This is a genomic window from Streptomyces sp. NRRL S-340 (assembly GCF_000720185.1).
Classification (GTDB): Bacteria; Actinomycetota; Actinomycetes; order Streptomycetales; family Streptomycetaceae; genus Streptomyces.
The window spans coordinates 68,360-84,009 of the sequence record NZ_JOIY01000052.1 but is presented as its reverse complement, the minus strand read 5'-3'; the positions used below and the strand labels follow the sequence as shown (position 1 = coordinate 84,009).

Below are 15,650 nucleotides of genomic sequence, written 5' to 3'. Positions count from 1 at the left end.
GAAATACAGCGAAGAGTCTGCCGCAGGGAATTCCGGCACGATGATGCGCGCCGCGCCGCCCGAGGTACGTCCCGCCGGCCGTGCGCTGCCCCGGCCGCCGGTCTTCGTGAAACGTTCCGCCGCTCCCCGGACGGCCGCCGCGCTGCTCGTCGTGCTGCTGCTCCTGGTGATCGTCAGGCTGCCCTGGGCCGGTGACCTCGGCATGCACGCGGCCACCATCGAACGCCTGCGCCACAGCCTGCTGCACCCGGGCAACCCGCTCGTCGACACGGACACCCCGAGCCCCTACTACTCGCCGTGGATGCTGCTGCTCGGCTCCGTCGCCCGCCTGAGCGGCTGGTCCGTCTTCGTCGTGCTGCGCCTGGCCGCGCTCGCCGGACTGACGCTGCTGGTCACGGGCGTGCGCCGGTACGTGCGGACGCTGAGCGCGCATCCGGCCGCGCCCGCCCTGGCCGCGCTGAGCCTGGTGCTGCTGTGGGGGACCGCCCTCATCAACTGGAGCGGCTTCGTCTCCCTCAACTCGCTCGCGCTGACGGTCTCGTACCCCAGCGTGTTCGCGCTCGGCCTGGCCTTCCACCACTGGGCGTGGCTCACCCGGTCACTGCGCGCGCCGGCCGGGTGGGAGGTGTGGCTCGGCCTGGGGGCGCTGTGGGCGGTCGTCCTGCTCTGCCACCAGTTCACCGGGATCGTCGACACGCTGGGCGCGCTCGCCCTGGTGATCGCCGCCCGGCCGCCGCGCGCGCAGTGGTCCAGGATCGCCGCGTCGGCCGCGCTGGGGCTGCTGGTGCTGTGGCTGTGGCCGTACTACGACTTCTTCGCGCTGTTCGCCGCCGGGCGCGACCTGGAGGGCGTGCACCGCGCGCTGTACACGGACTTCGCGGGCCGGTACTGGCTGGTGCTGCTCGGGGTGGCCGCGCTGGCCGTGCGGTGGCGGCGCGACCGGTGGGATCCGCTGGCGCTCTTCTTCGCGCTGGGCGCGCTGGTGTGCGCGGCGGGCTTCGTCAGCGGCCACTACTCCTGGGGCCGCGCCCTGCCCGCCGCGATCGTCCCGGCGCAGCTCGCCGTCGCGCTGGAGGTGGTCGGCCGGGGCCGGAAGGCGGTGCGCACCGGGTGGGCCTGGGCGCTGGCCGGCGCGCTCGCCCTGGGCGCGTGGACCCAGGCGGGTGTGCTCGGTTACGTCGTGGGCCGGGCGGCGCTGCCCGCGGCGCTCGCCGTGCACTACACGGCTCCGTGGGCGGGGTACCACTGGATCACACCGCACGTGAGGTACGGCGACGTGGTCATGGCCCGCGACGTCCCGTCCCGGCTGATCCCCGCCTACGGCGCCTACACCGTCGTCCCCGGTTACCCGGAGTTCTTCCTCCCGGACGAGGCGCGGCGGGAGCGGGCCGTGCAGCGCTACTTCGCGCGCAGCACCCCGCGGGGGGCGCGCAGGGACATCCTGCGGACGTACCGCGTGCGCTGGGTGGTCGACGGCAGGCAACCGCGCCGGGATCCCGGTCTGCGGCCGGTGGCCCACGGACCGGGCGGACAGGTGCTGTACGCCGTGGTGCCGTGAGCCCGGCCCCGCGCGCCCCGGCCCCGGCGAGAGGTGCCCGGGCCGGGGCGCGCGGGGCCGTCCGGACAGCACACCTAGGACTTCCCGCTGGTGAAGGCGTCCTTGGCGGCGGCGATGGAGAACCGCAGCCGCGCCGCCATGCCGGAGGAGTACGTCCGCATCGGCAGCGTGATGAAGTCGCCCTTCTCGTTGATGCCGGAGAAGTCGACGATCTCCTGGTAGCGCGCCTTGACCTGCTCGCGGGACATCCCCATGGCCAGGCCGCCGAGGTGGACGTTGCGTTCGCCGGTGAGGTCGTTCATCAGGGCCGCGTTGACCCCGAGCAGGGACGGCTGGCCGTCGGTGTAGATCTTGCCGCTCTCCACCGGCAGCAGGCCCGCGATGGCCTTGAGCAGAGTGGACTTGCCGGAGCCGTTGGTGCCGATGAGGCCGATCGCCTCGCCCTTGTAGGCGACGAACGAGGCCTTCTTCACCGCGTGCACCCGGCGCACGCCCGCGGCCTTCTCCGCCTTGCCGGGGCGCACGATGCGGTGGAGCGCGGCGGTCGCGGAGCCGCGCCCGGCGCCCGTGCCGTGCACCCGGTAGACGATGTCCACCTGGTCGGCGACGACGGTGGGGACCCTCTCGCTGGTCTGCTCAGCCACGTCCGTACCTCTCCTCGGCCTTCCAGAAGTAGACGAACCCGCCGACGCCGGCGAGCAGCGCCCAGCCCACGGCGTACGCCCACACGTGGTGCGGGAGCTGGTGGGCCTTGAAGCTGTCGATGAGCGCGAAGCGCGTCAGGTCGATGTAGACGGCGGCCGGGTTGATCTCCAGCAGCGTCTTGACGATGTGCGGCATGCTGCTGTGCCTGAGGGTCGCGTCGATGCTCCACATGACACCGGAGACGTACATCCAGGTGCGCAGCAGGAACGGCATCAGCTGGGCGATGTCCGGGGTCTTCGCACCCATCCGGGCCACGACCATGGACACGCCCGCGTTGAAGACGAACTGGAGCACCAGCACCGGCACGGCCAGCGCCCAGGAGGCGGCGGGCATCACGCCGAAGCAGAGCAGGATCACCACGAGGGCGGCCATCGAGAACAGCAGCTGCTGGAGCTGCTGGAGCGCGAAGGAGATCGGCAGCGCGGCCCGCGGGAAGTGCAGGGCCCGCACGAGGCCCAGGTTGCCGGAGATCGCGCGGGTGCCCGCCATGATCGAACTCTGCGTGAACGTCCAGATGAACACGCCGGTGACCAGGAACGGGATGTAGTCCGAGACGCCCCGGCTGGTGCCGAGCAGGACGCCGAAGATGAAGTAGTAGACCGCCGCGTTCAGCAGCGGGGTGGCGACCTGCCAGACCTGGCCCAGCTTCGCCTGGCTGTACTGCGCGGTGAGCTTGGCGGTGGCGAAGGCGGTGATGAAGTGGCGCCGTGCCCACAGTTCGCGCACGTAGGCGGGCAGGGTGGGGCGGGCGCCGCTGACGGACAGGCCGTGGCGGGCGGCGAGCGCCCCCAGGTCGTCCTCGGCCTGGGCCGGGGCGGGGGGCGGTGTGTGGAGGACCTGGCTCACATCCGCTGCTTTCGCTCGGGGGGAGGGGGCTCGGGAGCGGGCTCCGTGTCCACCACCCGTTTCCTTACGGTTCTCTTCACGTTCTCTTACGTCGGAACGGGACCGTATCGTCGCAACGTGAGCGTAGGCCCAAGTGACGTCGCAACGCAACCGTTTCGTCGTCACGCCCTATGCTGGAGCCCATGACGACGAACGCCGGCGGTTCCCAGACGTCCCAGCGCCGCCGTGCCCCCGCGGGGGCGGCCGTGCTGAGGGAGGACGTGACGGAGGCGATCCGGGCCGCCGTCTTCGGGGAACTGGCGGCCGTCGGCTACGCGCGCATGTCCATCGAGGGCATCGCGCGGCGCGCGGGCGTCGGCAAGACCGCGGTGTACCGCCGCTGGCGCTCCAAGCTGCACCTGGTGCTCGACGTCGTCTCCGCGCTCGCCGTCCAGGGCCTGCCCGCACCCGACACCGGGTCCCTGGAGACGGACCTGCGCCTGCTGTACGAGGTGACCTCGCGCGCCCTGCGCCACCCCGTGGCCTCCCAGATCCTCCCCGACCTCCAGGCCGAGGCGGCCCGTAACCCCGACCTCGCCGACGCCGTGCAGAAGGCCCTGCGCGACGGCCAGGAGGGCGTCGCCAGCAGCATCCTCGCGGCGGCCGAGGAACGCGGCGAGGTCCGCGCCGGACTCGACCGCGACCTGGCCCTCGACCTGATCTCCGGGCCGCTGTACTGGCGCGCCGTCGTCATCCGCAGCCCGAAGCTCCCCAAGGGGTATCTCGGCGGCCTGGCCCGGGGGACGGCTCAGGCGCTCAAGGCGCTGTGACGGCCGCCGGGCGCCGGGCCGGCGCGGTCGGCTCGGCAGGGCGCAGCTCCCGGCCGCCCCTGCCGGGCGGCGGCACGCGCGGCGCCTCGGTCCACCGGGCCGGGACGGCACAGGTGCCGTGGAGGGCGCCGGCGCCGGGGACGGCACCGGCCGGGCCGCCGGTGACGGCCGCCACGGTGTCCGGGCCGCCGCCGAGGCCGACGGCGGCGCGCACGGCGTCCTCGTAGGCGGCGGTGGTGCGCGGCGCCCGGACGGCGGAACCGGGGCACGGCCGGACGGCTCCCTCGAACCGCGCGGGAAGCGGCGGGTGAAGGCGGCCTCGGGGCCGCACTCGAAGGGGCTCCGAGGGCGTCGCCGACGGCGGAGCCGAGCGGGGTGCCCACGGCCGGTCCGGGCGGGGTCGGTCAGGGCGGCCGGCCGGGGGTGTCAGTCGCGGGCCGCCTCCGGGTGGCGGCGCAGCCAGCCCTCCCAGGCGGAGGTGATCATGTCGTGGACGTCGTGCTTGGCCTTCCAGCCGAGTTCGGCGGCGATGCGGTCGGCGGAGGCCACGACGCGGGCCGGGTCGCCGGGGCGGCGCGGGGTGACCGTCGGCGGGCGGTGGTGCCCGGTGACGGCGCTGATCGTGTCGATCATCTCGCGCACCGACACGCCCTCGCCGCGGCCGATGTTCAGGGTCAGTCCGAGTCCGGGCGTGGCGCGCAGCGCGCGGGCCGTGGCGACGTGGGCCTCCGCGAGGTCCACCACGTGGATGTAGTCGCGGACGCAGGTGCCGTCCGGGGTGGCGTAGTCGTCGCCGAAGATGCGCGGGGGCGCGTTCTCGGTCAGCTTCTCGAAGACCATGGGGACGAGGTTGCAGACCCCGGTGTCCGCCAGTTCAGGGGCCGCCGCGCCCGCCACGTTGAAGTAGCGCAGACAGGCCGTGGACAGGCCCGCGGCCCGGCCCGTCGCGCGGACCAGCCACTCACCGGCCAGTTTCGTCTCCCCGTACGGCGACATGGGCACGCACGGGGTCTCCTCGGTGACCAGGTCCACGTCCGGCATGCCGTAGACGGCCGCCGAGGAGGAGAACACGAAGGCGCCGACACCGGCGGCCGTCACCGCCTCCAGCAGGACGCGCAGGCCCTCCACGTTCTCCCGGTAGTACTGCAGGGGCAGGTCCACCGACTCGCCGACCTGCTTCTTCGCTGCCAGGTGGACGACGCCGGTGATCCCGTGCCCGGTGAGGGTCCGCGCCACCCGGTCGGCGTCCAGGGTGGAGCCCACCACCAGCGGGACCCCGTCCGGGACGCGCTCCGCGATGCCCGTGGACAGGTCGTCGTAGACGACGGCCTGCTCGCCCGCTTCGGTCATCGCACGGACGACGTGCGCTCCGATGTAGCCGGCGCCGCCGGTGATCAGCCAGGTCATTGCGGGCGTCTCCTCATCAGTTGGCCCAGGTGGTGCTGTGGTGCAGGTGGTGCTGTGGTGCAGGTGGTGCTGTGGTGCAGGTGGTGCAGGTGGTGCAGGTGGTGCTCGTCAGCTGGGATGCGTGCGGGCCGTCATCCGGTTCCCCGGCCCAGCAGGCGGCGGAGCCTGCCGCGCAGGACCGTGGTGGCGCCGCGCCAGCCGGTGGCCAGGCGCAGGGCCAGGGCGCCGGAGTGCGTGGCGTAGGGCTGGACGAGCAGGACGCCGAACCGCAGGCTCGGCACGACGCTGCGGCGCAGCAGCCCGGTGTCCGCCCAGGCATGACCGGTCACCTCGCGGCAGGTGCCGTCGGCGAACAGCACCCGCAGGCGCAGGTCCCACGTCCCGGCCCCCAGGGCCGCCAGGTCCACGACCGTGTCGGCCCGCCAGGTGTCACCGGCGTCGGGCCGCAGCGCCACGGTGGCGCGCTGCGCGACGCGGCCCCCCTCGCGGTGCAGCCACTCCACCTCCAGCGTGCGCGGCTTCGCGGCCGCGACCCTGCCGTACATCTCGTGCAGGCGCAGCCGCAGCAGGGTGGCACCCCGCGCGCGGGGGCGCAGGGCCGCGTCCACGGTGAGCGGCAGCCGGTGCGCCGGCCAGGACAGATAGGGCTCCAGGGACAGCTCGGTCAGGTCGTCCGACCAGACGGGGACGCCGTCCGCGCCCCGCGCGTAGGGCGGGCACAGCCGGGCGGGCCGGGCGGCCAGTTCCTTCAGCCGGGGCAGGTCGCGCGGCTCGGGCGAGGCCAGGACGACCCGGGCGATGAGATGGCCGGGCGCGGTCGGCTCGGCCGTCCAGTCACCGGCGTCGTACCCCTGGAGGTACGTGCGGGTGTGGGACCACCAGGCGCGGCGGTACTTCGCGTCGCGCAGGGTCAGCTCGCGCGCGTACATGCGCAGCTCGTGCTCCAGGAACTTGGCGCGGGCCGAGCGCGCCAGTTCCTTCTGCCCGGCGTTCAGCAGGATCTCGTACGCCTGCCGGTTCGCCTCGGTGCGCGCCTGCCAGTTCTCGACGTGGGCCCGGTCCAGGGAGATGGACAGCTGTTCGGCGGAGCGGCGTACGTTCCACACGTACACCTGGTCCGGGACGAAGGCCATGCGCGGCCCCGCGGCCAGGACCCGTGCGGTGAACACGATGTCCTCGTAGGGGAAGCGGCCCTCGGGGAAGCGGATGCCGTGCTCCCGGAGGAAGGCGGTGCGGTACAGCTTGTTGACGCACAGCGTGTCGTGCACGATCCCGGGCTGCTGCGCGGGGTGCGCGAGGACGGTGGTGTCCGCGTACAGCTCGCCCTGCCAGGGCACCTCGCGTCCCGAGGGCAGCTCGCGGCGCACGCACAGTCCGCCGGCGACCTGCGCGTCCTCCTGGTCGGCGGTGGTGAGCAGCGCGTCGACCGCGCCCGGCGGCAGCACGTCGTCGCTGTCGAGGAACATCAGGTACGGCGACGTCACCGCTTCGATGCCGGTGTTGCGCGGGCTGCCGCAGCCGCCGCTGTTGGTCTCGCGCCGGATCACCCGCAGCCGCGGCTCGTCCTCGGCGAGGCGTCTGAGCAGTTCGTGGGTGCCGTCGGTGGAGCAGTCGTCGACGGCGACGACCTCGCGGACCATGGGGCCCTGGACGAGCGCGGAACGTACCGCGTGCGCTATGCGGTCGACATCGTTGAAGCCGATGACGACGACGCTGACGTGCGGGTTCTGCTGCGGGTGCAGGTGCATGGAGTCCACGGCCGAATATCGTAGGTGTGGTCGGTAATCTCCCGTTAAGTGGAACTCAGCGTCCCGGACGGAAGACGGTGCGGGTCCTGCTCGGGTTGTCTGCGGGGCACCACGGGTCTCGTCGAGCGCCACAGCCGGACGAACGAGACTACCGTGGCCACGGCCAGCAGGCCGTTGCGGGTCAGCATCAACACACAACCCGTCCACGTGCAGTCCGCCACCTGACTGTAGAGCGTCGGGTAGGCGATCGCGCTGACCAGGCAGGCGCAGGCGATCATCGCGGCCACCGGGCGCTGGGTGGTCTGCCGTGAGGTCAGACACACCGCGGCGAGTCCCAGCAGCCAGACCATGTACTGCGGGCTGATCACCCTGCTGGTCACGGTGAACAGCAGGACGGCGCTCAGCGCGGCGTCGCAGGGCGTGTCCGGCGTCCAGTGCCTGGCCCGCACCCGCCACAGGAGCAGCAGGGCGAAGGCCGCCGCGGACAGGGCCAGTGAGACATGTGCCACGGTGGTGACGTGCGGTCCGGTGAACTCCAGCGCCCCGTACTGGTACCGCACGGCGCCCGGCCAGCCCGCGTGGGTGGCGAAGGCGAGCACCGTGCCGCCGAAGGACTCGATCTGCACGCCCCGGCCGCCCTGCTGCCGCACGAAGGCCAGCGGGTTGCGGAACGTCCCGGCGAGGACCAGCGCGCCCGCGGCCCCGGTTCCGGCCGCCCAGATCCAGGCGGAGCGTGTCGTGCGCCCCCGGGGGGTGCCCAGCAGCACCAGGGCGGGCCACACCTTCACCAGCGCGCCCAGCGCGGCGAGCGTGCCGCAGGCACGCGGCGAGCGGCGCAGCGCCAGCAGGGACAGCACGGCGAAGGCGGTGACCTGGATGTCGTAGCGGGCCAGCGGGACGTGCAGCAGCAGCGGCAGGCCCAGCGTCCAGCAGCCGGCGCCGCGCAGGCTGCGGCCCGGCCGGGTGCCCGCGCGGGCCAGCGCGAGGGCGATCACCGCGTCGGCGGCCAGGGTGAGGGCGACGAACGCCTGGAAGTACGTCAGCCAGGGAAGCAGCGCGGGCGACAGCAGGACCGGCCCGGCGCCCGGCGGGTACTGCCACAGCGTGTCGTGCGCCGGGAAGGCGCCGTGGGAGAGGACGAGGTACCAGCGGTGGTACAGCTTCCACACCTCGCGCGCCACCGCGCCGCCGCCCAGACCGGGCAGCGTGTCGTGGGCCAGCAGCCACAGCGTCAGGGCGCGGGTGAGGAGCCAGGCGGCCGTCAGGGTGAGGAGGCGGTGTCTCGCCGAGAGGCGGATCAGGGCACGCGGCACGCTCCGGATGGCACTCATCACGGCGGATCGTAATGCGTGCGAATGCCGTGCCCCTGCCGATACGCGGGCAAATCACCGGTAAGAAGTCGCCGAGCACGCCTGATCGGGCACACCGGTGTCGGTGTCGGTGGCCGGTCCGTGTCGGTGCGGACGGGTGACGGCGAGTGCCGGCGTGCGTTGCGGGCGCGGGCGCAGGCGTGGGCGCGGGCGGGTCAGCCGGGGAGGCCGGCCGCCGCCGTGTCCAGGGCCTCGGTGAGCCGGGCGAGGCGCAGGTGCAGGTCCGCGGCCTCCCCGGCGGTGAGGCCGGTCGCGGCCATGATCGCGCGCGGCACCCGGGCCGCCCGCTCGCGCAGGGCGGTGCCCTCGCCGGTCAGCCGCACCTGGACCGACCGCTCGTCGCGCGCGCTGCGCTCCCGGGTCACCAGGCCCGCCGCCTCCAGGCGCTTGAGCAGCGGGGAGAGGGTCCCGGAGTCCAGGCGCAGGCGCTCGCCCAGCCGTTTGACGGGCGTCTCGCCCTGCTCCCACAGCACCAGCATCACCAGGTACTGCGGGTAGGTGAGGTTCAGCTCCTTGAGGAGGCCGCGGTAGACGCCGGTGAAGGCGCGCGAGGCGGCGTGCAGCGCGAAGCAGACCTGGTGGTCCAGGTGGAGCCACTCCTCGTCGGGGGCGGGGGTCCGCGATGCCTCGGTCGTCATGGACCCCAGAGTACCTCTGGCGTCATTCAGTTGTGCACAACTTAATTGTGTGATCTACTCATGGTCGTCCGGACCGGGTGCCCCAGGCACCCGCGGACGGCACACGCTCCTCGACGCAAACGACAGGGATGGTTCTCCATGGACGCGCTCTACACCGCCGTCGCCACCGCCACCCACGGCCGTGACGGCCGCGCCTTCAGCTCCGACGGCAAGCTGGACGTGCAGCTCGCCCCGCCCGCCGAACTCGGCGGCGACGGGCAGGGCACCAACCCGGAGCAGCTCTTCGCCGCCGGGTACGCGGCCTGCTTCGCCAGCGCCCTGGCCCTCGTCGGCCGCAAGGCCAAGGCGGACGTGAGCGACGCCGCCGTCACCGGCGAGGTCGGCCTCAGCAAGCAGGGGGAGGGCTTCGCGCTCGCCGTCACCCTGCGCATCGAACTGCCCGACACCGTGGACGCGGCCACCGGCCGCGAGCTGGTCGAGCAGGCCCACCAGGTCTGCCCCTACTCCAACGCCACCCGCGGCAACATCCCGGTCGAACTCGTCATCGAGTGACGGTCCCCTCCGGGCTGCGCTCCTCGCCGGCCGCGCTGCGCGCACGGGGCCCCGGGATGCCCGCCGCCGGCCGGCGCGCCCCCGGGGCCGGCGCGTCCAGCAGCAGCGGCAGCCCCAGCACCGGCAGCAGCCAGCCCAGCACGATCAGCCGCTCGCCCCACACGGTGATGTCGGGATGGGCCGCCTGGTTGAGGAACCCGGTGCACGCGGCCGCCACGACGAAGGCACCGAACGCCCGCTCCCGCCCGGGACCGGCCCCCCGGCGGGCTTTGAGGGCACCCCAGGCGCCGGCGGCGAGCAGTGCCGCGAACAGCGGCTGCCACAGCTGACGGCGCAGCCACTCCCGCCAGAAGCTCAGCTCCAGGTGCAGCAGCTCGGACCACGGGCGGGCCCGGTCGGGCCGGGCGTAGTGGCCGGTGAGCAGGTCCTGGAGGCTGTCGTACTCGGACGGGTAGTGCAGCGCCCGTGCCAGCAGCAGGGTGCCGGCGACCGCGCAGCACGCCACCGCCGTGACCGCCGTGACCGCACGCCGGGCCGGTCCGGGCCGCGCCCGCCGGCGCAGGGCGGTCAGCGCGCCCGCGGCGGCCAGGCACAGCCCGAGGAACAGCGCCTGGGAGTGCTTCACCGTGAACAGTGCGAGCAGGGCGCCCGCCACCACGGCGGGCCCCAGCCGGGCGCGCCCGTCCAGGGCCAGCGCACAGCCCCACAGCGCCACCAGGGTCAGCGCCGTCATCAGGCCCTCGGTCATCGGCCGCATGGCGGTGGTGCCGCACGGCAGGACGTAGTACAGGGCCTGGCCGGTCAGCGCCAGGGGCACCGGCACCCGGCGGCGGCGCAGCAGCAGGTACACGAGGACGCCGCCCGCCACCGTCACGGTCACGCCCGCCGCCCACAGACCCCAGGTCGCCCCGAGGACGGTGACGAAGGGGACCAGGAACACCGGGTAGCCGGGGCGCACCTCGAAGATCCGCATGAAGCGCACCGGCATGAACGGCAGGGTGTGCCCGCCCCTCTGCCCGGCCCGCAGCCGCGCGTCCACCGTGCGCCACAGCCCGTCCCGGCACGCCTTCGCCACCCGGGCGTCCGGGCTCGGCGCGCGGAAGCGCAGCACGTCCACACGGTGCTCGCGGCGGGCGCGGGCGGCCCGTCCCGCGCAGGCGTAGTCGATCGTGACGGCCGCCGTCTCCCGCTTGTCCGCGCCGCCGAGGCTCAGGGCGTAGGACAGGTAGTTCTTGGTGTCGGGCGTGTCCCGGCCGGTGACGGTGCCGAGCTGGAGCAGCGCGAACACCACGGCGAACAGCAGGACCCAGCCGCGCGGCCCGCGCAGCCGGGCCGCCGCCTCCCGCGCCCGGGTGCGTGTCCTCATGACGGGGCGAGCCGGCCGTGGCCGGAGAGCTGGGCGGGCACCTGGGCGGCGCCGGGCGGCGCGGACGCGGCGACCGTGCCGGACGCGGCGGGTCCGGGCGGGGTCCAGTCCCGCTCGCCGAGGATCAGCGTGCGCACCACCCGTTCCGCCGCCCACCCGTCGTCGAACGCGCAGTAGCGCGCCCGGAAGGCCGCTCGCAGACGCGCCGACTCCGTGTCCCGCCAGCTCCCCGACGCCAGCAGCCACGCCAGTTCCCGGTAGGAGCGCGCCACGTGGCCCGGTGGTTCGGCGGTGATGTCGACGTACAGGCCGCGGCTCGCCGTGTACGCGCCGAGGTCGTCGGCGTGCAGCACGATCGGCCGGTCCAGGGCGGCGTAGTCGAACATCAGGGCGGAATAGTCGGTGACCAGGACGTCGGAGGCGAGCATCACCTCCTCGACGAACGGCTCGTCCGTCGTGTCCACGAGCACACCGCGCCGGTGCAGCTCGGTCAGGCCCAGGCCGCGCGCGGGGCCGTTCGCCAGCGACGGGTGCAGCCGGACCACCAGGGTGTGCCCCTCGCCCAGGTCCGCGGCGAGCCGCGCCGCATCGAAGCGCTCGGCGTACCCGCCGCGCCGGTACTCACGCGGCGTCGGCGCGTACAGCACCACCGTGTGGTCCGCCGGGATGCCGAGCCGGGCGCGCACCGCGGCCCCCGGCTCACCGCCCTGCCCCGCGCGGGCCCGCACGAGGACGTCGTTGCGCGGGCTCCCGGTGCGCGCGGAGGCGAAACGGCACGGGTAGGCCCGCTCCCAGACCAGCTCGGAGTGGAGGTTGGCGACCAGGCTGTGGTCCCAGCGGTCGGCGCGGCGCAGCATGCCCGGGACGTCCAGGCCGTGCCGGGCGCCCGGCTTGGCCAGCAGATCGGCGCCCATGAACTTCAGCGGGGTGCCCTGATGGGTGTGGATGTGCACGCTGCCGGGGCGCTTGCCGGGCACGTCGGGCCAGTTGACGTTGTTGACGAAGTACCCGGCCCGCGCCGCGAGTTCACGGAAGCGCAGGGTGCCGGGCAGCACGTACTCGACGCCGGGCGGCAGCAGTCCGGCCCGCCGCGCCTGCTCCGCGTCGCGCACCACCCACACCCCGCGCAGGTGCGGGGCGATCTCCTGCGCCCTGCGGTGCACGGCCGCCGGATCGCCGAGCACCCCGCGGTGCGAGAACGCCGAGTACAGGACGAGGTTCTCGTCCAGCGGCCGGCGGGTGTGCAGCGCGGCCCAGCCGCCCTTCACCCCGCGCGCCGCCGCCCGGCGGCCCTGCCGCGCCCGCCGGCCCAGCTCCCGTCCGGTCCGCGCGGCCTGCCGCCGCAGCCGGTAGGCGGCCCAGCTGCCCTCCAGCGCGGCGGCCGCGCCGTCCGCGGGCGTGTCCGCGGGCCGGTGCGCGCGGAACAGTTCGGCCGTCCGGCGGAAGAACTCGGCCTTGTCCGCGGGCGGCAGCCGGTCCGGCTTGGCCAGGATGTCCAGGCAGTGCTCGCCCATCTTGCGCAGCAGGTACGGCCGCCAGGAGGCCAGCTCCGGGTGCGCGTCCACGTACGCGAAGACCCGCTCGTACTGGTCGTGGACGTCGAAGTGCTTGCGGCTGGTGGTGGACAGGATGTTGCCCTGCCGGCGCTGCCGGTACAGCAGGCAGATCCGGTCCAGCACGGCGATCCGGCCGGCGGTGAGCAGGACCGGGAAGGTCCAGGGGGTGTCCTCGTAGTAGCCGGGCGGGAAGGCGAAACCGTGCGCCTCGACGAAGTCGCGCCGGTACAGCTTGTTCCACACCACCATGAGCAGGTCCAGGATCTCCGGCCGTTCGGCCGCCGTGAACGTCCCCTCGCCCGCCTCGGCCAGGACCCTGGCCAGGGCGTTGCGCCGCGTCCCGCCCCACCAGTAGGTGCGCGCGTAGTCGAAGACCAGCACGTCGGGGTCGCCGGTCTCGGCCAGCCGGTCGGCCATGGCGCGCAGCGCGCCCGGGGTGAGGGTGTCGTCGCTGTCGAGGAAGAAGAGGAAGTCGCCGGTGGCCAGCGGCATCCCGGCGTTGCGGGCACGGCCGAGCCCGACGTTCTCCGGCAGGTGCAGCACGCGCACGCGCGGGTCGCGCTCGGCGTACTCGTCGAGGATGGCGCCCGAGCCGTCGGGGGAGCGGTCGTCGACGGCGATCACCTCGATGTCCCGGAAGGACTGCCCGAGGACCGAGTCGAGGCACTCGCGCAGGAAGCCCTGCACGTTGAAGCAGGGAACGATGACGCTGAAGCGGGGCACTGCTCTCGTCAGCTCCTCACGAAGGGGGCGGCGGACCGTACGGGGGGCACGCCGGTCCTGGTGAAGGGCACGGCGGCCGGGGCCGGGACACGGGCAGCGAGGGGGATCACCGGCGGCAGCGCCGCCTCGGGCTCACCGAGGAACACCCGGCGCACGACGCGTTCGGCGGCCCGGCCGTCGTCGAACTGGCAGAACCGCTCCCGGAACACCGCCCGCAGCGCCGCCGACCGGGCCCCCGCGAAGGAGCCGTCGCGGAAGAGGGCCGCCAGTTCCCCGGGCGTGCGCGCCACCGGGCCCGGCGGGCTCGCGAGCAGGTCGAAGCAGACGCCCCGCGTCTGGCGGTACACGTCCCAGTCGTCGGCGTACACGACGATCGGGCGGTCCAGGTTGGCGTAGTCGAACATGATCGACGAGTAGTCGGTGACCAGCGCGTCGGCGGCCAGGCACACCTCCTCGGTGGAGCGGTGCGCGGTCACGTCGATGACCCGCCCGCTGCCGGCGCGGCCGCCCCGGTCGTAGAAGTAGTGGGCGCGCAGCAGGACGACGACGTCGTCGCCGGCCGCCGCGCAGAACTCCTCCAGGTCCAGGCCGGGTTCGAAACCGGTGTGGTGGTCGCGGTGGGTGGGGGCGTACAGGACGGCCGTCGCCCCCTCGGGCACGCCCAGCGCGCGGCGGACGCGGGCCACGTCCTCGGCACCGGCCGTCAGCAGGAGGTCGTTGCGCGGATAGCCGTACTCCAGGGTCTCGTACGCGCCGGGGAAGGCCCGCTCCCACACCTCGGTGGAGTGCCGGTTGGAGGAGAGGTTGTGGTCCCAGCGGTCCACGCGCCGCAGCAGTCCGGTGAAGCTGCCCGACTGCGCCGCGACGACCGGGTACGTCGACTGGTCGCAGCCCATCGTCTTCAGCGGGGTGCCGTGCTGGGTCTGGACGTGCACGCTGCCGGGCCGCTTGACGACGGCGTCGGCGAAGTTGGCGTTGTTCACCAGGTACTTGGCGCGGGCCAGCACCTTCCAGGCGCGGGGGCTGCCGATCAGCGCGTGGTCGACGCCCTCGGGCAGGGTGTGCTCGTGGCCGGGTTCGACCAGGAACACCGCCCGCAGGTGCGGGGCGAGTTCCAGGGCCCTGGCGTGCAGGGCGGCCGGGTTGCAGGCGTAACCGCGGCCCCAGTACGCGCAGTACACGACGAGGTCGTCGTCGAGCGGCCGGCGCAGGTGCCACCGGTAGGCGAGGCGCGTGCGCACGGCGCGCAGCCCGGACGCGGCGCCGGCGCCCGCCCGTGCGGCCCGCCCGGCGGCCCGGGCGGCGGCACCGCGCACGCGGAAGACCGGGTGGGCCAGGGGCGCGGGCAGCCGGTGCGGCAGACCGGGGTGGCCGGCGGGCGGGCGGAACCCGGCCGGGCGGTGGTGGCGGTCCAGCAGACGGGCCCGGTCGAAGAAGGCGCGGCGGCGGCCCGCGGGCACCCGCGCCGGGTGCCGGGCCGTCTCCGTCACGACCTCCATGACCTGTGCGAACAGCGCCGCGAACCGTTCCGCGGACAGGCCCTGTTCGCGGGCCCGGACGAGCACCCGTTCCGACTGGTCGAGGAGGTCGAAATGGTGCTCGCCCGGGAGTTCGAGCCGGCTGCCCTGCCGGCGCAGCAGGTGCCGTACGACGACCCGGCGCAGGACCGCGATCCGCTCGGCGGCCAGCACGACCTGGCCGCCCCAGGCGAGGTCGGTGTGGTGCCCGGGCGGGAAGGCGAGCCGGTGGCCGGTCACGAAGGCACGGCGGTAGGCGGCGCTCCACGCGGGCAGCCGGACACCGGTCAGCCGGGGAGCGCCGGCGGGCGCGAAGGCGTGCTCGGGCAGCGGGTCGGGAAGACCGGCGGGCAGGCCGCCGGGAAGGGCCCCGGGCGGGTCCGCGGGCCGGGGCAGCCCCTGCCACCAGGGCGTCCGCTCGTGCTCGAAGTACAGCGCGTCGACGTCGCCGGTCTGCGCCAGACGCCCGGCCAGCGCGGTCAGCGCGCCCGGTACGAGGACGTCGTCGCCGTCCAGGAACAGCAGGTAGGCGCCGGTCGCGGCGGCCGTCCCCGCGTTGCGCGCGCCGCCCAGCCCGGCGGACGGCGGCGAGTGCACCGGCCGCACCCGTGAGTCCCGCCGGGCGTGCGCGGCGGCCACGTCGGCGGCCGGGGCACCGGGTCCGTCGCAGACCGGGATCAGCTCGAAGTCGCCGTAGGACTGGGCGAGGACGGAGTCCAGCGCCAGGGACAGCCGGCCCGCCACACCGTGGGACGGGACGATGATGCTGAAGCGCGGCATGCGGCTCTTCCTTCGGGGGCTCTTGGTCGGTGGCTCAGGTCGCGGCCGGTGACCGCGGACTCTCGTCGCGGGCTC

12 protein-coding genes and 1 pseudogene are annotated in these 15,650 nt (G+C 74.4%); 3 read left to right on the top strand and 10 right to left on the bottom strand.

The window, feature by feature from the left end; all coding sequences use genetic code 11:
* Positions 1–43: 43 nt before the first annotated feature.
* Positions 44–1,558, top strand: a complete 1,515-nt coding sequence (locus IG64_RS32020; RefSeq protein ID WP_234438680.1) for a hypothetical protein — start codon at positions 44–46, stop codon at positions 1,556–1,558.
* Positions 1,559–1,656: 98 nt separating this feature from the next.
* Here the strand turns inward: IG64_RS32020 and IG64_RS32015 are convergent.
* Together IG64_RS32015 and IG64_RS32010 are read right to left on the bottom strand one after the other, a co-directional pair.
* Positions 1,657–2,202: pseudogene (locus IG64_RS32015) on the bottom strand (ABC transporter ATP-binding protein); the annotation flags it as partial.
* Positions 2,195–3,109 (bottom strand): ABC transporter permease, encoded by a 915-nt coding sequence (locus tag IG64_RS32010; RefSeq protein ID WP_037862601.1) that lies wholly within the window; start codon positions 3,107–3,109, stop codon positions 2,195–2,197. The gene IG64_RS32010 and the pseudogene IG64_RS32015, both read right to left, overlap by 8 nt.
* A gap of 182 nt (positions 3,110–3,291) precedes the next feature.
* On the opposite strand from IG64_RS32010, the gene IG64_RS32005 reads away from it, so the two are divergent.
* Complete coding sequence (locus IG64_RS32005) at positions 3,292–3,918, top strand: TetR/AcrR family transcriptional regulator (RefSeq protein WP_078884348.1); 627 nt, start codon at positions 3,292–3,294, stop codon at positions 3,916–3,918.
* On the opposite strand, the gene IG64_RS32000 is transcribed toward IG64_RS32005, so the two are convergent.
* From IG64_RS32000 to IG64_RS31980, 5 genes are all read right to left on the bottom strand, one after another.
* Complete coding sequence (locus IG64_RS32000) at positions 3,905–4,132, bottom strand: hypothetical protein (RefSeq protein WP_158771695.1); 228 nt, start codon at positions 4,130–4,132, stop codon at positions 3,905–3,907. The two genes, IG64_RS32005 and IG64_RS32000, sit on opposite strands and share 14 nt — an antisense overlap.
* A gap of 212 nt (positions 4,133–4,344) precedes the next feature.
* A complete protein-coding gene (gene galE / locus IG64_RS31995) occupies positions 4,345–5,325 on the bottom strand; it encodes a UDP-glucose 4-epimerase GalE (protein WP_037862598.1) in 981 nt (326 codons plus the stop codon).
* Between the two features lie 131 nt (positions 5,326–5,456).
* On the bottom strand, positions 5,457–7,073 hold the full coding sequence (locus IG64_RS31990; RefSeq protein ID WP_037862682.1) for a glycosyltransferase family 2 protein: 1,617 nt from the start codon (positions 7,071–7,073) through the stop codon (positions 5,457–5,459).
* Positions 7,074–7,117: 44 nt separating this feature from the next.
* Positions 7,118–8,404 carry a glycosyltransferase family 87 protein gene (locus IG64_RS31985; protein ID WP_051813559.1) on the bottom strand — a complete coding sequence of 429 codons (1,287 nt, stop codon included), beginning with the start codon at positions 8,402–8,404 and terminating at the stop codon, positions 7,118–7,120.
* 194 nt (positions 8,405–8,598) lie between these two features.
* On the bottom strand, positions 8,599–9,081 hold the full coding sequence (locus IG64_RS31980) for a MarR family winged helix-turn-helix transcriptional regulator (RefSeq protein ID WP_037862596.1): 483 nt from the start codon (positions 9,079–9,081) through the stop codon (positions 8,599–8,601).
* A gap of 138 nt (positions 9,082–9,219) precedes the next feature.
* Between IG64_RS31980 and IG64_RS31975 the strand changes: the two genes are divergently transcribed.
* Positions 9,220–9,633, top strand: a complete 414-nt coding sequence (locus IG64_RS31975) for an organic hydroperoxide resistance protein (protein WP_037862593.1) — start codon at positions 9,220–9,222, stop codon at positions 9,631–9,633.
* Here IG64_RS31975 and IG64_RS31970 read toward each other — a convergent pair.
* Genes IG64_RS31970 through IG64_RS31960 form a run of 3 tightly spaced genes read right to left on the bottom strand, consistent with a single transcriptional unit; the run spans position 9,623 to position 15,575 of the window.
* On the bottom strand, positions 9,623–10,999 hold the full coding sequence (locus tag IG64_RS31970; RefSeq protein ID WP_051813558.1) for a hypothetical protein: 1,377 nt from the start codon (positions 10,997–10,999) through the stop codon (positions 9,623–9,625). The two genes, IG64_RS31975 and IG64_RS31970, sit on opposite strands and share 11 nt — an antisense overlap.
* A complete protein-coding gene (locus IG64_RS31965) occupies positions 10,996–13,278 on the bottom strand; it encodes a bifunctional glycosyltransferase/CDP-glycerol:glycerophosphate glycerophosphotransferase (RefSeq protein ID WP_037862592.1) in 2,283 nt (760 codons plus the stop codon). The genes IG64_RS31970 and IG64_RS31965 overlap by 4 nt, the downstream gene beginning before the upstream one ends.
* A gap of 8 nt (positions 13,279–13,286) precedes the next feature.
* Positions 13,287–15,575 carry a CDP-glycerol glycerophosphotransferase family protein gene (locus IG64_RS31960; RefSeq protein WP_037862591.1) on the bottom strand — a complete coding sequence of 763 codons (2,289 nt, stop codon included), beginning with the start codon at positions 15,573–15,575 and terminating at the stop codon, positions 13,287–13,289.
* Positions 15,576–15,650 lie beyond the last annotated feature (75 nt).